Genomic DNA, 21,887 nt, shown 5'->3' with positions numbered 1-21,887 from the left:
ATCACTTCCGCGGCCACCCTTGTGGAAGTGGTCCACCCTCGGATCAACCGCCCGGCCCTGGAGTGGATCCTCTCCCGCCTCGTCATCGAACCGATCACCGAGCCCATTGCCCGTCACGCCGCCGCCCTCCTCGCCGCCGGCCTGCACGGTCACAAGTACGCCATCGACGCCATGCTCGGCGCCACCGCCCTAGTACTCCAGTCTGACTTCGCGATCTTGTCGCTGACCCTGGTGGGAACGGGTACGGCCGCTGGGCCGCTGCACCCGCTGGTGAGGACGGCCGGGAAATACGCGGTGTCCGGGCCCTGTGGCGACCTGCTGTCGGTGGACTGCTTCACCCTCACCCTCACCCGCTCCCGCCGCGCCTGCCCCGCCGGCGGGGGCCGGTCCTCCGGCTTGACTTCGAGGGCGCTCCAAGTCCTAGCGTCCGAGGCGTTCGTCAGTGCTCAAGGTATCGCCCGCTCCGCCGGGCAGGAGGAGTATCCGCGCATGATCACCCGAACCGCGCTCGGCTCGCCCGGCTTCACCGTCAGCGCGATGGGCCTGGGGTGCATGGGGATGAGCGAGAGCTACGGCGCCCCCGACTGGGACGGCGGCCTGGCCACCATCGACCGGGCCCTGGAGCTGGGCATCACCTTCCTGGACACCTCCGACTCCTACGGCACCGGCCACAACGAGGTGCTGGTGGGCCGGGCCATCCACGGCCGCCGGGACCAGGTGCAGCTGGCCACCAAGTTCGGCATCGACCGCAGCGCCGGCGACCGAGCACGCCGCATCCGCGGTGCCCGGGACTACGTGCTGCGCTCCTGCGACGCCTCGCTGTTGCGGCTGGGCGTCGAGGTGATCGACCTGTACTACGCCCACCGCCCGCCCCAGGACGTGGAGATCGAGGAGACCGTCGGGGCAATGGCCGAGCTGGTCGAGGCGGGCAAGGTCCGCCATCTGGGCCTGTCCGAGGTCGACGGCGAGCTGCTGCGCCGGGCGCACGCGGTGCACCCGATCACCGCGGTGCAGAGCGAGTACTCGCTGTGGACCCGCGACGTCGAGGCCATCACCCCGGTGATGGCCGAGCTGGGGGTCGGGCTGGTGCCGTACTCGCCGCTGGGCCGGGGGTTCCTGACCGGCACCCTGGACCGCTCCACACTGGGCGAGAAGGACTTCCGGCGCACCAACCCCCGCTTCACCGGCGAGGCGGGCGAGGCCAACGAGAAGATCACGCAGACCGTGCGCGAGGTGGCCGACCGGCTGGGCGCCACCCCCGCCCAGGTGGCGCTGGCCTGGGTGTACGCCCAGACCGAGCGGCTCGGGGTGGCGGTGGCGACTATTCCGGGCACCCGCAGCCCGGCCCGGCTGGAGCAGAACGCGGCCGCGCTGGAGCTCACCCTGGACGCCGAGGCACTGGCCGCGCTGGACCCGCTGAGCGACCAGGTGACGGGCGAGCGCTACACCCCCGCACACACCGCTGAGGTCGCCCGGGGTTAGGACGCCAGTCCGACTTCGCGATCTTGTCGCGGACCCGGCCGGGAACGGGTACGGCCACCGCCTGATCATCGGGGGTCGTGTGGACTCCTGAAGATCGTGCGATGGCCGCGAGCCACAGCGTAGACCCTGCCCGCTGGTGGGCGATGTTCGACCGGGTGACGGTCCGGATCGCGGGCCGGTTCGGGCGGGTTGAGCCACGGAGGACCGCCCGCGCCTCTCTGCTCGGGCTGCTGTCGGGCGTTGAGCGGAAGAACTGCTGGCAGCTGGCCGAACAAGCCGGCCACGCCCGGCCCGGGCTGATGCAGCGCCTGCTGCGCTACGCCCGCTGGGACGCCGATGCCGTCCGCGACGACCTGCGCGCCTACGCCGCCGAACACCTCGGCACCGACGGCGGTGTCCTGGTCGTGGGCGAGACCGGCTTCGTGACGAAGGGGTCCGCCTCGGCGGGCGTGCCACGGCAGTACACCGGCACCGCCGGACGCATCGAGAACAGCCAGGTCGGTGTGCTCCTCGCTTACGCCACCCGCCGGGGACGGGCGTTGATCGACCGCCGGCCCTACCTGCCCGAGCACTCCTGGTGCACCGATCCCGAGCGCCGCCGGGCTGCCGGGATACCCGACGAGGTGGCCTTCGCCACCAAGCCCCGCCTGGCCGTTGAGATGACCGCTGCCGCGCTCGACGGCGGTAGCACCGCCTCCTGGGTGACCGGCGACGAGGCCTACGGCGAGGACCCGCAGATGCGAACAACCCTGGAAAAACGCGGCATCGGCTACGTCATGGCCATCGCCTGCTCGATCCGGGTCCGCATCAACCACGGCCGCACCCCCGTCCGCGCGGACACCATCGCTGGCCGTCTGCCCGCCACGGCCTGGCACCGCCACAGCGCCGGCAACGGAGCAAGCGGCCCGCGCTATTACGACTGGGCCTGGATCCACATCGGCGCCGGCATCCACCGCCACCTGCTCATCCGCCGCAACCGGACCACCGGCGAACTCGCCTTCTACCTGTGCTGGTCACCCGCCCAGGTGCCCCTGGCCGAACTGGTCCGCGTCGCCGGCATCCGCTGGAGCGTGGAGGAATGCTTCCAGGCCGCCCAGGGCCAGGTCGGACTCGACCACTACCAGGTCCGCAACTGGACCTCCTGGCACCGGCACGTCACCCTCGCCATGCTCGCCCTGGCCTTCCTGACCGCCCTCGCCGCCCCCGACCGTCCCGCCAATCCGCACCATCCCGCCCGCAGCCGGGACCCCATTGCGCTGACCGTCCCGGAAATCCGCCACCCGCTTGCCGTCGCCTTCCACCCACCGGCCTTGTCAGTGGCCAAGTTGCTGCACTGGTCCACCTGGCGCCGACACCACCAGGCAACAGCCCGACGCAGCCACTGCCGACGACGGGCCACCGACGAGCCGGCTGGATGGATCACGAAGCCGCACTTGAGTACTAACCGCCCTGTGCGGCTCTCGCATCACCGTCATCAAGGTCTAACCATCGGCTCTCACCTACGGCGCCAGACCCCTTCGGCACTTTCCACCGCAGGGCCGCCAAACCACAGAGCCATGTGCCATATGGGGCATTTCATTTTCGCAAGACATGCGCGGGACCACAAGGCTGACTAACTGTCAGTTAGGCACGTCGCCTGCACAAAAACCTGGGACTGCCGCGTCCTCCGGAGCCGTGTGCGCAGGTTCGAATCCTGCCGGGGACACTTCGCTTCAACCAGCACGATCAAGCGGTTGACCAGCGTAGATGCCAGGCACAGAGAGCGGGAGTCAGTCTCACTGACTCCCGCTTTTTCTTACTCTCTCACTGGTCGCGACACATACGCGACACACTCTGACTACGCCGTGTCGCCCTCCTCTTCCAGCACCTTTGCGATCTTCGCGTTGGCCGCTGCTTCGTGCCCGTCCACGCAGCCGTGGTACCGGCGATGGATCACTTCCGGCGAGTTGCCGACCCGCCGCGCGATCTCGGCAATGGGCACCCCGGCGTTCAGCCATCGCGTGATGCAGGCGTGCCGCAGGCCGTACGGGCGCCCGGCCAAAGGCGACTCCACACGGTCCGGGGGCAACGCGTACTCCCGCGCCTCTTCCCACACCCGCCAATACGTGGACGACCCGACCACTCCGCCGCGCTCGTTGCCGAACACCCTCCCGTCTTTGGCCGTGCCGAACTCCGCCAGATGAGCCTGGAGGATGGTGACCAGCACGGGAGGGATGGGCACCGGACGGTCCGTGTTCGCCTCCTGCGCCTTGAGACCACGGCGATCGTGCCACTCCCCGGAATCGGTCCACTGCTTGCCGGAAACCGGCCGGGCCTCCCGCAGCGTGAACGTGCCCCAGCCCGCTTCCGGCAGGTGACAGTCAGCCCTCCTCAGTCCGACCACTTCCGCCAGCCGGAGCGCCGCAAAGTAGATGACAGCGAAGAACGCAGCCAGCCGCCGCCCGCGGGCACGGTGCCACGACCCCACGTAGGTCACGGCCGCCAGCAACTGCCGCCCCTGTGAGGGCGTGACGCCTGCGGCGTAGTCGCGGGCGGTGCCGGTCACGGATGCTTCCGGCAGCGGGGCAAGACTTACGCGACCGCTCGGTCACGGGCGTAGTGCCGCGCGCCGCCACGCACTTGCCGCGCAGCCGCGCACCCCAACCGCGCGCCGCGCGCGTCGCCGGTGAGTTCCGCCGCGCGGTGCCGCGCACCGTGGCGTTCACCTGCACGCGCGGCTTCACTCGCGTGTGGTGCTCGATGAGCAGAGCGCGCGGAGCATGTCGAGACAAGCAAGAAGAGCACCCCGGGGCACGGCGACGGGTGTTCTTCTTGCTGTTCGGGGCGGCGACGGTTGGCCGGCCGCGGCGGCCAGGTCGGCCTGCCCTCTCTGAAAATGCCGTCCCTGCCCGGGGGCCCGCACCGCGCGGCGACGCCCGGCCCGGACGGCCGCCGCCGCGAGCCTGCCAATCGTCCTCCGGTGGACACCGAGCCCACAATGTCTCCGCTCACGCTCTGCGTTGCTGGTCGTCGCTACAAGCGACAACAAGCAACGCAAAGTGACAGCGGAACCGGCGAGACGGCCGGGGAATCGCGAGGGAGGCGGGGAGGCAGCTTCCCAGTACGCCCAAAGGGGGCCAGCACTTGCAGAGAATGCACGCGACGCTGACGCTACGGCGCACCCTCTGAGAAGTCTTCCGAGTGCGCAGGCACAAGGTCGTCTGGATGGTAGACCTCAGCGCCCGACCGGGGGAACCAGACGAGGACTCCACCGTCGGCCGTCACCATGGAAACTACGCCACGGGTTTTTCTGGATGATCGGTATCCCTGGGCACAGTGACCCGGTCGCCGACTGACCAACTGCGCATCACGACTCCCTTCCAAATCAGTCTCGGCCGCGGTAGCCGTGTTTGTCACCCCTTCTTGCTGCACCCGCTCGCCCTGTGTGCCCCTCGACCCAGAACGCCGTGACAATTCCCTTGGGGCCGTAATTCTTTCCATGGAAGTTGAAGTTATTTGCGTCATCCACTACGCACATGGTGCGCTTGTATCCGCCAGGCGTTTTGTATGGGTAGGTCGACAGTGTGCCACCAGGAAATGGGTGAGTGATCCAGGACGGTCGCGCCACTGGCAACCTTTTTAGCGTCGGCTTAAAAAGCCGTGTAATTTTGCCATGCAGCGGTGGCACATGAGGGCCGCCGTGATGGCAGTGAAGGCAAGGAAGTGCTCGGGCTGCGCTCGTGCGCGGCGGCCGCCGCGCGCGAGCGCAGCGAGCCTGCCAAGGGTCGTGCGGCCGTAGGCCGCTCGCTCATGCCCTTCCCGCCCTGACCCGCACGCACCGTGATGGGGAAGGAGCGGCAGTCCGGGGCGGGAAACCGCGTACCTAGCCGTTCTCGACGCCTGTCGGCGTGTACGTTCCCGGCTCCCTGACGGGCATTTGCGCCGATCAAGGCGGGGAGGCGGGGCCAGGGCAATGATCAGGGACCTCTCCCCGTATCCCTGACCGCTTCCCCCGACCCGACCATCACTCCGCGTTGCTTGTTGCCCGCTTGTTGTCGCTATAAGCGGCAACAAGCACAGAGCGTGAGCGGGGCATTGTGGACGCGGCGCCCACCGGAGGACGATGGGGGGACGGCCGACGAGTGGAGGCGGGCGCCATGGCCGGAGGTGGCAGGGAGATCGCCGGGTACGACTTGGGGAACGAGGAGACGGTGAGTGCGCCGGAACCCGAACCGGACGATGACGAGGCCGAGGACGACGACGGATGATCGAACGCGACCCCGACGGGCGCCGCTGGTTCGCGTCCTACGTCCGCCAGCCGCACAAGCCAGGGCGACCGGTCGAACTGCACTGCCCCGAACACCCGGGCACACGGCTGGTGCGCGTCCTCGGGCGGGCGTGGACCTGCCCCGAGTGCGTCCGCACCCGCAGCAGGACGGGCGGTCCATAGTGCGGCCGACGACCGCACAGCCGCGCGCCAGCAGACGGCCTCTGACGTCTAACGACCTGATCAGGTGCCGTTCAGGGCGCTAGAGGGTGGCGGTCGGCCCCGGGGCCGTCTTCCGGGCGCCCTACGGCACATGCCCGACACTCTTGGCCGCGACCGGCGACCATGACCAGCTCCGGCGCAGGTCAGAGGCTTGTGAGCGCGGAACGGTGAATGCTCTCCGGAGCCGTGTGCGCAGGTTCGAATCCTGCCGGGGGCACCTTGTGTGAGGTGTCCGAAGACCCCGTCACCAGCGGAAACGCTGAGGCCGGGGTCTTCGCGTATGTGCGGGCGCATGCCGTGCGAGGTGGCCGCATGTCGGCGTGTGGACGAGGCGTGGGCGGGATCTTGGGGCGTCGCCGCCGCCGTCGGGCCCCCGCCCAGGTCGATGGCGGCTCCGTGTACCGGCTCAGGCTCGCCTCCCACCAGCATGAACGGCGTAAGCATGAACGGCGTAAGCATGAACGGCGTACGATCAACGCGGCTTGACGGTGCCGGACGGACAGGACAACGGGGAGACGATGACCAGCCCGACCCAGGCCCCTGAACGGACCAAGGCCCATGAGCCCCACCCCTACATCGGCGGGCGCAATGCCGCGTTGCGCGCGCTCACGGCGTGGCGGATGGAGCGGCCGGGTGCGCCTCGGGTCGTCGTCCTGACCGGGAGCCCGGGCACCGGGTGTTCGCGGCTGCTCACGGGGTTCCTGATGCTCTGCGATCCGGAGCATCGCGAGGGGCTTGAGCTGGACGCGCTCGATCCGGCGACCGTGCCTGCGGAGTTGCCCGCACCCGCGGTGCCGAGCGCCGCCGGGCTGACGGCAGCGCAGACCCTGTGGCTGCTCGCCGATCACTACGAGTTGTCCGCGAGCCGCACCGCCGACATCGTCCCCGAACTCGGTCGACTCGCGTCGTCCGGACAGCCGGTGACGATTGTGGTGGCGGATGTGGACCGGGCCGGTCCGGTTCGGGGGGCGGGTGAGCCCGCGCGCGTGGTGCGGGACGTGCTGAAGCCCCTCGCCGCCGTCGATTCCATACGCCTCCTCGCCGACGTGCCCCGGAAGCTCGCCGTCGAGCTCGCCGAGGGTCTGCCGCCCGGCGTGGCCCAGGTCATCGACCTCGACGCACCCGAGTGGGCCGACCCCGAAGGGCTGGTGTTGCAGGCCGAGACGCTGCTCAATCCCCAGTTCGGCGCCCCGGAACTGCCCTTCACGATCGAGTCTGACGCTCGACGCGCGCTCGCCGAGGTGATCGCCCGGCGCGCGGGAGACGGCGCCGGCAGCCGCCTGACCGTGCGTCTCGCCGTGCAGTCGGTCCTGATGCACCCTGAGGGGTTCGACCCGGCGGATGCGAGCCACCTGCCCGGCAGCGTCGGCGAAGCGATCGATCTGCACGCCCACCGACTCGGCGCCCACCCTCGAACCCTGCGGCAGATCCTCGCTCCCCTCGCCCTTGCCGAGGGCGACGGCCTGCCCGTGCACCTGCTGACCCCGCTCGCCTCCGCAGTCGCCGAGCGGGATATGAGCGAGGACATGGCGCGGGGCATGCTGCTCGTCGCCCCCTTCATCCGCCCCATCTGGAGGGCCGAGCCCGCCGAGCCCATCGAGAGGGCCGGCGAAGGTATCCCCGAGGGCGAGCGGACGCTCCTTGGGTTGCAGCATCCGGGCATCGGCGAGGCCATACGGGCAGGGATTCCGGATATTCCGGGCGCTCAGGCGCGTATCGCCGTGGAGCTGCTGGAGGCCGTACCCGATCAGGACTGGGCGAAGGCAGGGACGTACGTTCGCGATCACATCGCGGGACACACCCTGGAAGCCGGGCTGCTCCCCCGGCTCCTCACCGATCCCGGCCTGTTCGCCCACGCCGAGCCGGTGTGGCTGCGCGCAGCGGTGGAGGCCGTACCCCCGGAGCAGTTGGACGCGCCGGCGCGCACCTATCTGCGTACGGCCCCGCTGCTCACCCGCACCCAGGCACCCGCCGTCCTGCGAGCGGCGCTCCTGGAGACCGCGTTCGTCGAAGACGGGCTGCCGGAGTACGCGGCGGTGTTGCGCCGCACGGTGCCCGGACTTCCCTGGCACACCCTGTGGAGCGTACGGGTCACCGGGGTCGACGCCGTGACCGTCGGCAAACTGGCCCCGACGGCGGCTGCGTCGGACAGCGCCGCTCGGACGCCTGCGAAGCCGGAGCTCCCGGAGTCGGCCACGCTCGCGGTCGCCGTAAGCGCGGTGCCTCAAGGCACACCGGGTGCGCGCCCGTTGAAGGCCGGCGATCCCAAGGCACCCGCCGTACTGGTGCAGGACCTCGCCACCGGCTCCGTCATCGATGCCGACCCGGCCCGGATCCTGCGCCCCTCGGATGACGAGCGCGCCACCGGGCCGCTCGGGTTCAGCCGCGGCGCCGACTACGTACGCGTATGGCGTCGCGGCGAGCAGGAGGGCGACGGGAAGATCGTCACGACCCTGATCTCCGCCACGCCCCTCACGGGAACCGACCTCTCCCCCGACGGCATCCTCCTTGTTGCCACGGAAAGCGGTGTGAAGGCGCTGCGTATCCGCCCGGCACAGCCCTAGCCACGGCCGCTTGGCGCTCCGTATACGGTCCCAGGCGGCGGCCGCAAGCAGTGGCCCCAGGCACCGACCTCGCCCGGCACCGACCCCGCCCGGCGCCGACCCCGGCCGCACCGGCCCCGCCCGTCCGAAGACTCGAAGGGAGTTCCCGTGATCAGCCAGGAGCAGGCGCTCGCGACCGCCGAAGGGTGGCTCAACCCCGAGGGGCAGGAGCGCCGTGAGGTGCGGATGCAGGAGTTCGATCTGGGCTGGGTGGTGTGGGCCGCGGCCCCGCCGATCGAGCGTGACCCGGTCACGGGCAAGCGCCGGCCGCCGGCCACGATCGGCCACTCCTGCGGTGTGGTCGACCGCCGCACCGGCGAGCTGAGCACCTGGCCGTCCGTGCCGGTCGAGGAGGTCGTGCGGATGTATCAGCAAAAGCACGGCGGCAGCCAGGAGGCCGTACCGCCCGCGCAGCCGCCGGTCACCGGCCCCGGCAACACCACGGTCATCACCTACGTCGACCCGGGCACCGGCGAGGAGACGAGCCTCTTCAAGAACTCCGCCCCCGGTCTGCCGCACTCCGAGTTCCAGGCCATGATGGAGATCCAGGACCTCGGCGTCCCCGCGCAGAACGTGGTCGCGATCCACACCGACCTCAGCTCCAGTCTGCTCCCCGGCGGGTACCCGGGCCGGCTGGTCGGCAGTGCCTACCCCAACGCCCGGTTCTCCTGCACGCAGGAGTACGGCCTGCGGGCCGAGGAGCGCGCGGAGGCGATCGCCGGGCTGCTCCAGCACGTCGAGACGGTGCACCAGATCGCGGGGCAGCAGCCGCCGCCACGGCCTCACCGCGCGCCGGTGCCGGCCGATGTCGAGCCGGCCGAGCCGCTCCGCGATGTCGCCCTGGGCCGCGAGCTGACGGAGGTCTTCGGCGCTGACGGCGTACTCCGCTACGACGCCGACGACGTGGCGGGCACCCCGCTCCCCGAGGACGCCAAGGCCACGCTGGTAGGGGCCGGGCTTCCGACCGACATCCCGTTCTTCTTCACGGCCGACAGCCCGGAGGCCGGGCTGTTCGCCAATGTGGGGGTGTACCTGCGCCGGGTCGGCTCTCAGGCGAGCGCCGACTCCCTCGCGTTCCTGGAGGGTCACGTCAGGATCGGCACGGACGGGGCCGCGCTGATCACCGTCCAGTGCACGGGGTCGGATCTGGAGGGTGAGCCGGTCGGCCAGCTCTGGGCCGTCACTCCGGAGAACGGCGCGGGCCGCCGCGTCAACGCCTCGGTGTCCGCCTTCGCCCGCTCCCTCGCGCTCCTGCACACCACGCGCGAAGGGATGATCGGGCTCGACCCGGTGATGGCGGGCAGGGCCGTCGCCGGCTTCCAGGCTCAGCTCGTCGCCATCGACGCGACGGCCCTGGACGATCCGAGGAACTGGTGGTCGGTGATCGTCGAACAGATGTGGCACGGGTTGTTCTGATCGCTCCCGGCCGCCGTCGGGTTGTTCTGATCGCTCCCGGCCGCCGTGGAGGCGCGGCGCTGGCGTCTCGTGACGCGACCTCGCCTGCCTCTCCGGCTGATCGGCGTCACGTGTTGTGGAGTACGTACGACCAGGCGGGCTGCTCACTGCCCGTCTCGTCGATTTCGGCCAGCGCTCCCAGGACCCAATAGGTGAGCTGCTCTCGCTCTGAACTGGCCGGGGGCAGAACATCCCGCGTACGAAGCCCGGTGACCCACAGCGCGACCATGGTGAGGAAATCTTCGAGACTGTGTGCTGCGGGAAGGCCGGCGAGGTGATCCTGGCCCGGTTTCGTGGGAACGCGTAGGACGTGTCCGGTGGGCCCGTCGATGACGAGCTTGCCGCCCATCCACTTGCCGATCTGGAAGAAAGGACCGGTTTCGGGGACAGGTTCGATTCCCTCGGGCCAGGAGGGCAGTTCGTCGAGAATGCCCATCTCCCAGTTGCCGTACGGGAAAAGCCCCATGGCCCCTTCGTTCATGTCCGGCAGCCCGAATTCCAGGAGGAGTTCGCGGGTCGCCGCGTGGGTGAGCCGATCCGGGAAATCCTCGGTCTCGACGGGATAGATCGCGTCCTCGCCGAACAGGGTGCTGACATCCTCGTGGCCCGGGGCCGGCGCTTCGCTCGGACGGCTCGGGCCCGCGTCCGTGTAATCCCAGCTCAGGGGCTGCTTCCGGGCACCGAATTCGGATACGTCCACGCCGCCCGCAGGCCGGATGGCGATCAGCCCCGCGTCGCCCCCGAAAACGGCGACGTCACCCACGTCCAATGGGGCGCACGGCAGTACAAAATCCTGCTCGCTTCGCCGGGGGGACGACGAGCCGAACAGTTCCCGGACGAGAGCGGGCGAAGCGGAGCCGTCCGTCGGTGACGCGGGCCAGGTGAGATCCGCACGATGCTCCTGCGGAATCTCGTCGTTCTCCCAAGGGCCTGCGACACGGTCTCCCGTCTCCGCGTCCCAGACCGAGACATACGGCTGCTGTGCTCCGTCCACCGTCCGCTGCTGCAAACCGGCAACGGCGGGTCGCCCCTGCCAGCGCACCTCCGCCAGTGCCGCGAATCTCCCGGCCCGCAGATAGCGCGCATGGTAGCCACCCGGCGGCCGCCAATAAGCCCACTTGGCCTGCCAGGGCAGTGTCACGCCAGAGGAGGCGACCGCCGACGCGAATTCCAGATCGCCACGCGAAAGCGCCATCAAGTGCAGCCACGAGGCCCACTCTGTCTGATGTCGCGGGGTGATTCCCCAGCCCCACAGGTGAATTGCGTCGGCGGCGGCCGTGTTTCCGGGGATGAGGGACGTAATGCTTCGCGCCGCGTCCATGAGCGCGGTTTGCGGCAGATTGGCGACGATACGTCCGTCCCGAAGGACTTCGTCGTACGTTCCCGCTTGCACGGCGTGCATGGCGAGCCCGGTGGCCGCGTACAGGCCGACGGCACCGCGCTTGGACCATCCCTCGGGGTGGAGAAAACCCGGAGCCGAGCGCATCAGCCAGGCAACCACATGCCTATTGACACGGGCGAGGTCGGCAGATTCGATCTCCCGGCGCAAGCTCTCGGCCAGCCCCTCGTCGGCAAAGGAAACCCCGAGAGGCCCGAGCCGAAGAATTCCGGCCTCTTCCCCCGCGAATTCGGCGAGTTCGTCTTCGGATGCCGCTTCACCGGTCAGCGCGGTGACAAGTTGGGCCCAGACCGGAACGGGTACGGAGCGGGGCTCGGCCAGCGCCAACGCCCGCACGGCAACGGACTCCGCCACCGCCGGTGGCGACTCGACGGCTGCGGCGGACAGCCGGAACACCGCCTTGGGATCGACGCGGGCCGGCAGCAACTCGGGAACCACATGGACCATCACGGCCAACTTGCCACGCGCCAGCCACGGAAGAGTCCGGGTCACCAACCGCTCGGGCTCGTACGACCTCCGCGTCGGCCCGGCACGATGGGCGTTGACAACCAGCAGCAACCGCTCCTCGGGCCACGAGCCGAGCGCGAAACGCCAGTCGTCCCGCTCGTCCACGGACAGATCGACCCCGAGCGCCGTGAGGGCCTGCTGCATGACCTGCTCGGCGGTGAGACCGGTGGCATCGACGACAACACTGCCGGGCACGTGCTCGTGTGTCTCCCGTATAACGGCCGAAGCGTCATGGCCTCCCGTAGCAACAAGAAAGGCCACGTGGCCACCCAGCCCACCAGCACGCCACCACGCGCCGACGCGACCGGCGACCTCTTCCTCGGGAATTCCGGGGCCGGCATTTCCGGGGTTTCCGGGGGTGTCGGGGGTGTCGGTCGTGGGCACGGGCATGATCCTCCTGAGTTGCGCGGCGGTGGCGGTGGCGGCGACGCCGTCAGGCCGGGGCGGCCGTGACGCGGCGGAGCGTCACGGTCCAGTCGTCCTCGCTCGGCCAACCGGTCAAGTCGGCGAGCTGCCATGTCTCGTCACCCACGGGGAAGGTCTCGCCAACGCGGAGGGTGTGATACTGCTCCTCAGTGGTGACGATCCCGAGCCGAACCCTAGCCGAGGCGTCGGACTCTCTGTAGATGTCCATCACCGCGAAGCTCGCATTCTCGGTATTGCGCTGGATTCCGTGCCAGAGGCGAATCGTGTCGACGCTCACTTCTCATCCTCCAAAGATGCGTACTGGTTACTGCAGTATTTCATGAATTCCTTGATGCTCAGCGGCTCGGGATGCCGCCGGTTGTGCGGATTACGCAGCTGAATCATGCCCTTGTCGTCGACCGAGACGATCTCGTAGGCGTGGGAACTCAGGAGGTTCTTCTCCATCTTGTTCTCCACTCCGGTGCCCTTGGGGCGGGTGCCGATGACGACCGGCCTGCCGCTTTCCGTGAGCTCCCGCAGATGGGCCAAAATTTGCTTTTCCGGGCTGCGGCCGTGCATATCGTACTGCGTCGGGAAATCGTGGTTCTCCGCCGTACGTCCCGTCAGCTGGGCGAGCAGCTCGGCGCGGTCACCTGATGTGGAGCCCTGGCCGATACGCGAGTAGCCCGTCAACAGGTTGCCGTCGAAGTCCTTGTTGCCGGGGTACTGCGACTCGTTCTCGCGCTTCTTGTCGTCCCAGAACTGGTCCAGACCTGCGATGGCCTTCTCCATGATCGCCGGCCAGGCCACGCCCGTGTCGTTGGCGTTGGCGTAGGCGGTGGTGTTGGGGAAGTCGCTGTACACGGGCACGTCGGGAGTGACGCGCACGGTGAGGATGCGGCCGGTCGGAGCCTGGTTGCCGTAGTTGTTGCGCCGCACCTCGTGGAAGCGAACCTCGTAATTGCCGTCCTCCGTCTCCCGGATCATGTCCTGGAGGAGATCCGGGTACCTGCTTGCGAGGGCACCCAAGGTGGCGATGATGCCGCAGTCGCCGATGGCGCCCTGCTGCGTCTGCTCGCGCGACGGAGGCCCGTCGAACAGCGGCACGCGCGTCCCGTCGGGCCGGTCCAGCGGGGTGCCGTAGCGGTCGGGCTGGAACTCCGGCGGTTTCTTGTGGTTGCCGAAGCGCGGCTGGTCCACCTCAGTGGTGATCTCGGTGGGCTCGGCCGTACCTGAGTGGGTCAGGGACTGCCACAACTGCTTCAACCGGCCGCGCTTCTCGGGCTGGTTGTCCGAGGCGGGGGAGCCTTCGCGAGGCTCGTCGGCGGATGGGTTCGGGGCGCCGGCCTGCTCGGCAGTCCCCGTGGCAGTGGTGGTGGGACGCGGGGCCTCTCCCGTGCCCGCGGTTGCGGTCTCCGTGTGCGGAGCGACGCTCGCGGAGTTTGCCGCAGGTGTGCGCTCGCCACCGGCCGGGGTGGTGGTCGGCGTGCCGGAGGGGTCCGCCGGGGGACGGCGGTCTGTGCCTGCCGGGTTCGACGGGGGACGGTGGTCCGTGCCTGCCGGGTCCGGGTTCGACGAGGGTGTGCGGTTGGGGTCCGTGGGGTGGGACGGGCCCGACTGAGGCGCCTGAGTGGGCGGCGTCTTCTGGTCGGGCGTCGGGGGTGGCGGTGTGTCCTGGCCGAGGTTCGCCAGCGTCTGTGCCAGTTCGTTGACGAACTTCAGGTGTTGCTGAATCTCCCCGTCCTGGATCTGCTGGCTCGGCGTACGGTACCTGCCGAGCGCAGTCTTGATCTGGGACTCGGTCTTGCCTTCTGCGCGCAGTCTGTCCCGCTCGGCCGCCTTGAGAGCCTTGAGGTCCGGGTCCGCTCGATAGGTCGTGCTGTAGTGGACGGGAACACCGTCCATCGCCTGGGAATCGTTGATTGCCTTGGAGCAGTTGGCGTGCCCGGTGGGATGACCGGATTTGGTTTTGGGCAGGCCGCAGGGCTCACGTTCGGTGTAGAGACCCTTGACCTCGACTTTGGCCTGCTTCCGAGCTTCACGATTCTCGTTGAGCTGGTCGATCCAATTGAGAATGTGGGATTCGGAGTGCATCGGGTCGGCGCCGTCCACGGCAGGGGGAACCGACGAATCGACGATGTAGTGACTTTCCTTGGTGTCCGGGTCGAAAACCTCCACGACCGCGTAGTTCTTGCCGGAGAAGTCGGGCGAATTACTCTCCGTCTCCTCAAGCAGCCGCTTGAGGTCCTCCACGTCCCGGAGGTTCGTCCCATCCGGGTGCGATGCGAGTTCCCGTCGCCAGGGAGCCGCCGATTCGTGGAACTTTCCGTTGTCGTACGCATCGTTGTGCGCGGCCGGGTCAGGGGTCACGCCGACGGCGTTGTTGGCGTGGAAGGACTGGCTGATGCGGGCCAGAGCGGCGATCGCGGCGTACCGCTGGCCGTCGTTCATGTGCGACCACGCCGGATCGAGATGCTGCCGGAGATCACTGTCGGTGAAGTTTGTCGACGGCATCGGAACATTGCGGTGCGCCGCCATCGCGGCCTTGTGGGCGGCATCGGCCTGGGGCAGCGCCTGCTGGGCGTTGGCGAGCCGCTGCTCCGCCGCCGCACGCTTGGCCTGAGCCGCCTGCTTCGCGTCGTCGGTCTTGGCTTTCCGCGCCGCGGTCGCCGCCCTGGTCCGCTCTGCCTTGGCGTCGGCGACTTCTTTCAGTGCCCTGTCATAGTCCTGCCTGGCTTCGCGTACCAGCTGCGCAGACTCCGCGTGCGCCTGGCGGCGAGAGTTGGATTCCCGCAGTACGTCGGCCAAGGGCACCCGGGGCGGGTCGCCTTGTGGCTGGGCCCACTGCCGCATCTGCGCCTGGACCGGGTCCAGGCCGATCCGATGGACGTTGCGTACGTCTCGAAGCTCGCTCTGTGCTGTGTCCGGAGGAAGGTTCGCATGCGACTCGGTTCCTGCCTCCGGGTCGGGAAGGCTCTGGTTGCGCCGCTCGCGAGTGGCCTCCGCGCTGGGGTCGTTCGAATCAGCAGGCGAACCGGCCGGGCGCTGAGGGGCTGCGTGATCAGTATCGGCAGGTGTGGTCCGGCTCTGGTTGTGCGTAGTGGGCTGGGTGGTGGGTTGGCTGGTGGGTTGGTTGGTGGTCGCGATGGGGCGACGGTTGGCGTCCAACGGGATCGCGAAGACGCCGTTGTTGCCGCTGTGGAGCGGGGTGGTGCCGTGCTGGCCTGTCTGCGGGTCGGCGTAGACGATCTGCCCGTTGTGGTTGACCACGTTCCAGGCGTGGGCACGGCCGTCGGCGTTCTGGGTGATGATCACTGCCTGAGAGCCGTGTCCCTCGCTGAGGAGGGCGGTCTCCAGGTTTTTGTACGCGTCGCGGCCGTCGCCGAAGTCGTCGAACTGGGCGCCCAGGGCGTTCTCGATACGGTCGCGGCCGTTGGGCTCGGGAGTGTCGGCGGGGGTGCCGTCCGCGTTCGGGCTGCGGCGGGCGGCGACCGTGGGGTTGCCCGCGTACGACTCGACAAACGCCAGCGACGCGTCGGGGCAGTTGACGTCGCGGCCGGACTCGTCCGGGTTCTGGCCGCGCAGATCGTCGACCCAGGTGCCCTCGCGCGGGTCAGGGGCCTGCTGGAACGATCCGTCCTCGTTACGCGGGAATCGCTCCTGCTGCGCGCGGTTGTCGGCGTCGGCAGGGTCGTCGTAGCCGTCCGGGGGGCCGGAGGGGCGCGTGGCGGTGGACGGGAAGACCGGTTCCCTCGGCTCCGCTTGCTGGTCGGTGTCTTGAGGGGGGTGACTTTCGTGGGTGTCGTGGGTGTCGTGGGTGTCGTGGGTGTCGTGGGTGTCGTGGGTGTCGTGGGTGTCGTGGGTGTCGTGGGTGTCGTGGGTGTCGTGGGGTTTCTGGTTGTCCTGCGCGTCCTGGGTGGTGTTCCTTTCCGGAGAGACGGCGTCGTTCTGCGGTGCCGTCGTCTCCGGGGTTGGCGTCATTCCGGGGGTCGGCGTCGGCTCCGGCGTTGGGGAGGAATCCGGGGTCGTCGACGGCCGGGCTGTGTCGGTGCTGCGGTCGGTGGTGGAAGCGGTGGTCGAATTGTCGTTGCGGGAGGGGGCCTCATCAGTGGACGGCGAGGTGTTGGGAGGTCCGTCCGACTGAGCGTCGGAGGCTGACTGATCCGTCGATGAACCGGGATCCGAGCTGTTGTTGGTGTCCGGAGAGTTCTGGGTGTTCTGAGTGTGCTGAGTTGAAGGTTGAGGCGTCGACGGGGTCAGGAAGTACGGGGTAATCGGATTTCGATTGGCGTCCAGCGGGGTGTAGAAGACCTCTTGGGCGCCCAGGTGAATCGGATTCTCGCTGACGACGCCTGTTTGCGGGTCGACGAACAGAACCTGGCCGTTGTGGTTGACCGCGGCGAAGGCGTGGCCGCCACCGCCGGGCCAGTTGACGCCGATCACGGCTGCCGAGCCATGCCCGGCCTGCGACAGGTCGTAGGCGATACGTGCGTACGGGTTGGGGTGGTCCTTGCCCGCGTACGTACTGGGGGCGCCGGCCCAACGCGCCTGGTTGTCGACCGAGTCTCGCTCCGCGGAGAAGGTGTTGAGGCTGCCGTCCGCGTTGAGGTCCAAGGTGCGCGGGGCTGACACCGTAGGGCGGCCGAACCATGTCTCAAGGAACGAGCGGGTGCAGTCGGCGCAGTTGTTGGATCGGCCGGGCACCCCTACGCCGCCGTCGTTCTGCAGCGCGGCCCAGTTTCCCTGCCGCGGGTCCGCGTACACCTGCGGGGTGCCGTCGGCGTTCCTCGGGTGGGCGTTCTCAAGGTCCTGCTGATGGGCAGGGTCGGGTGCGGTCAGACCTTCGAACGGAGTGTTCAGATCATTACGGATGTCCGAGAGGCTGTCTGCCTGGGGCGAAGGCGGGGGCGCCGTGGGTTGCTCAGAGGGGGGCTGGGTCTGATCGGGCGTCTGGTTGGTGACGTCCGGCTGCTGACTGTTCGGCTGGTTGTTGTCCGGCTGGTTGTTGATCGGTGCCGGCATCCCCTGGTTGTTCGGCGTGGACGTGGGGGACTCGGCCGGCGGCCGCTCGCCGCGGGGCGGCGTGGTCGAGCGGCTCGGTGCCTCGGTACGTGGCCTCTCAGTACGCGGCGTCGCGCTGCGTGGCGTCTCGGTGCGTGGCGGCGATGCGGGGCGGTTCTGCTGGGTGTCCCGCGACGGCGTCGTGGGCCTGGTGCTCGGCTGTTCGGCACGCGGCGTCGTGGCGCTGGGTCTGGTGGCCCGTGGTGTCCTTGTGGGGTTGCCTGCCGCCGGCGCCTGCGTCGGGATGGGGCCGGCCGTCGGCGGTGGCATGGCTCCTGGGGTCGGCGTTGAGGGCGTCGCGGATGACGGGGCCGCCTGCTGCGGGATACCCGCCTCACCGGGCTGCGTACCGAGGCCCGGGGGCGCCGCCGTGGCGACGTTGCCCATGAGGCCGAGGTTCTCGTCGTCCGGGTGTTGCTGGGTCGGTGTTGATGGAGTCGGTGCGTGGCCCTGACCAGGGCTGGGGTTGGCGGTGGGCGCATTGCCAGGCATGGCGCCGCTCGGCATGCGGACGCGACCGCTGCCCTGGTTGTCGTTGCCGTTGCCGTTGCTGTTGCTGTCGTTGGAGTCGCCCGGCGTGGGGCCCTGGGCCGGTGCGGGCGTGGTGGCGCCCGGGTCGCGGTCAACCTGGTGCACGCCCGGCTCGGGACGGGAGTTGTCGGGAGCCGGGGCCGGTGCGGCCTCGGGACGGTCTGTCTCCGGCGGCGGGGACGGCATGGGCGCGGGCTCGGCGTTGCGCGGGTCCGGAATCGACGCGCCCTGCTCCGGGGTGTGCGCGCCGACACCGTCCGGGCGGCTCGGTCGAGCGCTGTCCGGAGTGGTGTCCGGCGCCGTGCTCGGCGGGGCGTCCGGTGTGCTGGCCGGGCGGCCTGAGTCATGGGTGGCGTCGGGGGCTGGCCCGCCTCCGACATCAGCCCTCGTCGTGTTGGACGACGTGGACGAGTCCGGAGACGAGTGGGGGGTGGACGAGTCGTCGCCCGAAGGACGCCCCACGCTTTCGTTGTAGGCATGGGTGCCCACGTCGAAGGGGCTGGGCGAGTCGGACCCACGGCTTGGTGAGGGCGAGGACGAGGAGGGGCTCGGCGAGTCCGGGCTGCCGGTACTGCCCGTGCTGCCCGTGCTGCTGTTGGACGCCGTATTCGAGGATGAGGAGGGCGAACTCGAAGCCGGCGGGCCATCGGATGACGAGGAAGGACTCGACGACGAGCTGCCCGAACCACTCGACGGAGACGAAGCCGACGCCGAAGACGAAGACGAGGGCGACGGGCCGCCGATATCCGGGGCCCTGCGCCCGGAGTCGCCGCTGCTCGGGCTCGGCGAACTATTGGAACTCGGGGAGCTGCTCGACGAACTGCTGTCGTTGGACGACGAGTTGTTGCTCGAAGAGTTACTGTTCGACGCGTTGTTGCTCGACGAAGAGGAATTGTTCGACGCCGGATTGTTGGAGTTCGACGAGCTGCCGTTGCCGGAGCCCGACGAGCCGTCGCCGCCACCGTCGCCGTCGCCGTGGCTTCCACTGTGGGTCAGCCCGTGGCGGGCGCCATGCCCCGCACGGGAGCCGGCGCCGTCGCGCAGGGACTCGCCGAAGGTGGAACCGGAGTTCTTGAGGGCCTCCTTGCCCTCCTCGTAACCCTTCTTGGCGGTGCGGCCCAGGTCATAGCCCGACTGCTTGCCGAAGTTCTGCTCGACGGTCTGGGCGACCAGGTCGGAGACCATGGCTTCCATAGCGGAGACAAAGGGTTCCTTGGCAGTTTCCAACACCGCCTGCAATATCTGTTGGGCTACCTCTTTGAGCAGTTTGCGCAGGATCATCCGCGTGGCGGCGGCCGCGCCCATCGCGCCGAGCTCGGACAGACCCAGGGTGAAGGGAGCGGCGGCCTGGGCCGCGGCGATCTCGATCGCCAGGATGACCAACTGGGCGATCACCGCCACCTTTAGCCCGATGATGAGCATCGCCGCTGCGTCCAGGCAAATAGCGATCAGCTCGGCGCCCTGGCGGGCGTCGTCGAAGTAGCCCGAGCCGCCGCCGAACTTGTCCCAGGTCTTGTTGAAGCCCTCGATGGAGTCGCCGGCGTTCTCGGCTAGTACGTTGCCGGCGGCGCTCATGCCACGAGCCTGGAGACTCGACACGTCAGCGGCGAACTGGCGCCAGGTGTTGGCGCACTCCATCATCTTGTCTTCGTTGCCTGTGGGCCATTCGAAGCCGCACATTTCGAGAACCCACTCAAGTGCGTTCGGCAGCATCAAAGCCATGACAAAGTCCCCCGTTGTCACCCATGTGATTCGTGTCGTCCCGACCCTGCGGGCCGACCGGCCCCATCCGCCTCACCACCGGCGCAGAGCCATGCCCATGCCAGAGCCTACTCAAAAGCCCTTCCGCACCACCGACTAGCCGTCGAGCCGTCGAGCCGTCAGGCGACGGTCCTAGCCGTTGGGCCGGCGCAGGCTGCGGTACAGCTCGATCGCGGAGTCCGGCGGAAAGTTGGGGACATAGGTGACGGCTCCGTCGATTTTGGAGATCACCATATGACTGCCACCCAACGGCGCCTGAGTGCCGGGCGGCGGTGGGGGCATGACGGCGTGGACGAGAAAGCCGATGTCGAACTCCGCCACGTACAAGGGCGCCGGATTTCCTTCCATATCCAGTACTTCGAATCGGGCGCGGGCGGCAGCCAGTGCCTCTTCGGCGGTGGCGGGGACGGGCTGTACCGGTTCCGGCGCGTCGGGATGCGACACGGGATCTCTCCTAGCAGTGAGGGGACGGCTGTGGGGCAGGCGCAGTCATGCGGTCGAACGTGGTCGAGCTGGGCGCGGGGCGGTTGGGAACCTAGACGTCGAGCCGGAGCCGATACGGCGTAAGCTCTCGCCCTTGGCTGCCACGTGTCACTTGCTCATGGACTTGAGGATCCGCACCTCGCCGCCGAATTGGTTCTCCGGCTTCTGCTCCTTGATGAGAGCGTGGTTGAAGTCCTCGTTCTCCTCGTGGTTCTTCGCCATCCGCTCCAACGCCTTGCCGATTTCGTTGAGCTTGGTGGCAAGGTGCTCCATCGAGTCCGTCATGCCGTCGCGCAGGCCCTCGTAGACCACGCCGAACTTCTCGCCGAGCTCGTCGTCACCCCACGGTGGGGTGCCTTCCTTGTCACTGAAGGTGGTCAGGCCCTTCCAGGCGTCCTGGGCAACGCTCGAAAAGGTCGTCTCTTTCGGCGCTTCGCCTCCGCCGCCTCCACCGTCACCCTGCGCGGCCAAGCCGTTCTTCAACTTGGCGGTCGCCTGGTAGAAATCCCTGGCGATCTCGGAAAAGTTCTTCCCCTCGACCTTCAGTGTCTCCGAATTGCTCTTGAACCCGTCGCCCATGGCTGCGCCCCCGTTCACCACCCGGCGTCCTCGCGCCGCCGGTTCACATCCGTCTCACGTCTGCGCCAGCGTACCCAGTGGCACTGACATGCTCTCAACCCCTGAACGTCACAATGCTGTCCCGGGCGCGTCCGGCCGATGCACCTTCCGGGACAAAGCGATCACCGTGCTCGCGATGGCTGTGGCGCTGGCTGCCCCCGTTCTCCCCTGATCCAGTGTCGGTAGCCGATGTCGAATTTGTGGGCGTGCATCGGCGCAGGAGAGTCGTCCGCCGATTTGGGGTGGTCGGGGACGCGGGGAAGGTCTGTTCCGTCAGGCTTCTCTTCTGTTCAGCGCGGTTGTGCCACCGGGTGTGCGGGCCGGACGGAACGCCGTCGACGTAGGAGATGCCAGCGGTGATCTGGTGTCCGCGGCCCCGGGAGGCGTCGGCCTTGGCGATGACGGCGTTGCTGCCGCCGGGGTAGGGCGGCATCAAGGGCGGTTGGTTGCCATCCGATATTCGATCTGTGTTGGTTGGGTCGGCCATGGAACGCCCCTCCTGTCTGGTGGCTCGTTTCAGGTGGTGATCAACCTGATCGACGCGTTGAGGGTGGTCTTGGTTACGGGTGGGAGCGGAACCGAGGGAGCGGAGGTGTGTCTCTGGTCGCCCGCCCTCCCGTCACCCGTCCCCCGCTACCCCCCGGTCCGACGTCGGCCAGACGTACGGCAGGTCTGTGGGTACCCTCGGGAAGTACTGGCGGTAGTGCTCCGGAGCCTTGGTGACCAGGGAGGACTGGTGGCTGCGGTGGAAGGCCGGGTCGCCGAGCCAGTTCGGGAGGTCGCCGGCCTCGGCCAGTTCGGCGTACGCCCGTACCGGTACCCCCGGGCGGTAGGACGTGAAGTCGGTGGCCAGAGTTGTGGCGCAGGTGTCCTGGCGGCCGGTGGCGGTCCATTCGCGGCACATTTCCAGGCCGTACCGGACCAGCGCCTCCTCGTAGCCCTGCCACATGCGGACGGCCGGGTGATGACGCCAGCCGTAGCCGGGGACGGTGAGGCCCCGCAGGACCTGCAGGGTCTCCACCCGCTGCTTGCCAAGCCGGCGCGCGTCGAGGACGGCGGCGGACGCCGCGAAGTCGGGGTAGGGGAGGAAGGTCTGCATGGGGTCAGGTGTAGC

The 21,887-nt window shown here is 68.9% G+C and carries 11 protein-coding genes and 1 pseudogene; 5 read left to right on the top strand and 7 right to left on the bottom strand.

The window, feature by feature from the left end; translation table 11 throughout:
• Nucleotides 1–489: 489 nt before the first annotated feature.
• Entirely contained in the window at nt 490–1,482 is a 993-nt protein-coding gene (locus ACH4OW_RS18000; protein ID WP_398029079.1) for an aldo/keto reductase, read from the top strand.
• 143 nt (nt 1,483–1,625) lie between these two features.
• A pseudogene (locus tag ACH4OW_RS17995) lies at nt 1,626–2,669 on the top strand (IS701 family transposase); the annotation flags it as partial.
• A 650-nt stretch (nt 2,670–3,319) separates the two neighbouring features.
• Here ACH4OW_RS17995 and ACH4OW_RS17990 read toward each other — a convergent pair.
• A complete protein-coding gene (locus ACH4OW_RS17990; protein ID WP_398028808.1) occupies nt 3,320–4,027 on the bottom strand; it encodes a tyrosine-type recombinase/integrase in 708 nt (235 codons plus the stop codon).
• A 1,698-nt stretch (nt 4,028–5,725) separates the two neighbouring features.
• On the opposite strand from ACH4OW_RS17990, the gene ACH4OW_RS17985 reads away from it, so the two are divergent.
• The 3 genes from ACH4OW_RS17985 to ACH4OW_RS17975 all read left to right on the top strand — a co-directional run bounded on the left by ACH4OW_RS17985 (nt 5,726) and on the right by ACH4OW_RS17975 (nt 9,969).
• Entirely contained in the window at nt 5,726–5,911 is a 186-nt protein-coding gene (locus ACH4OW_RS17985) for a hypothetical protein (protein WP_398028805.1), read from the top strand.
• Nucleotides 5,912–6,468: 557 nt separating this feature from the next.
• Complete coding sequence (locus tag ACH4OW_RS17980) at nt 6,469–8,514, top strand: ATP-binding protein (protein ID WP_398028803.1); 2,046 nt, start codon at nt 6,469–6,471, stop codon at nt 8,512–8,514.
• A gap of 147 nt (nt 8,515–8,661) precedes the next feature.
• Nucleotides 8,662–9,969, top strand: a complete 1,308-nt coding sequence (locus ACH4OW_RS17975; protein ID WP_398028801.1) for an SUKH-4 family immunity protein — start codon at nt 8,662–8,664, stop codon at nt 9,967–9,969.
• Nucleotides 9,970–10,075: 106 nt separating this feature from the next.
• Here ACH4OW_RS17975 and ACH4OW_RS17970 read toward each other — a convergent pair whose 3' ends face one another.
• The 6 genes from ACH4OW_RS17970 to ACH4OW_RS17945 form a co-directional block, all read right to left on the bottom strand.
• Nucleotides 10,076–12,298, bottom strand: a complete 2,223-nt coding sequence (locus tag ACH4OW_RS17970) for an SUKH-4 family immunity protein (RefSeq protein WP_398028799.1) — start codon at nt 12,296–12,298, stop codon at nt 10,076–10,078.
• A gap of 49 nt (nt 12,299–12,347) precedes the next feature.
• Nucleotides 12,348–12,617, bottom strand: coding sequence for a DUF6406 domain-containing protein (locus ACH4OW_RS17965; protein WP_398028796.1), 270 nt, complete (start codon nt 12,615–12,617; stop codon nt 12,348–12,350).
• Entirely contained in the window at nt 12,614–19,633 is a 7,020-nt protein-coding gene (locus ACH4OW_RS17960) for a toxin glutamine deamidase domain-containing protein (RefSeq protein WP_398028794.1), read from the bottom strand. The genes ACH4OW_RS17965 and ACH4OW_RS17960 overlap by 4 nt, the downstream gene beginning before the upstream one ends.
• A 171-nt stretch (nt 19,634–19,804) precedes the next feature.
• Entirely contained in the window at nt 19,805–20,116 is a 312-nt protein-coding gene (locus ACH4OW_RS17955; protein ID WP_398028791.1) for a hypothetical protein, read from the bottom strand.
• A gap of 147 nt (nt 20,117–20,263) precedes the next feature.
• The gene (locus ACH4OW_RS17950; RefSeq protein WP_398028788.1) at nt 20,264–20,752 is read right to left on the bottom strand and encodes a hypothetical protein; all 489 of its coding nucleotides are present in this window, start codon (nt 20,750–20,752) and stop codon (nt 20,264–20,266) included.
• A gap of 640 nt (nt 20,753–21,392) precedes the next feature.
• A complete protein-coding gene (locus ACH4OW_RS17945) occupies nt 21,393–21,872 on the bottom strand; it encodes an MSMEG_6728 family protein (protein ID WP_398028786.1) in 480 nt (159 codons plus the stop codon).
• Nucleotides 21,873–21,887: the final 15 nt, after the last annotated feature.

It is taken from the genome of Streptomyces sp. NPDC017056, assembly GCF_044332485.1.
Taxonomy (GTDB): Bacteria; Actinomycetota; Actinomycetes; order Streptomycetales; family Streptomycetaceae; genus Streptomyces.
This window is presented reverse-complemented; position numbering and strand designations above follow the sequence as displayed.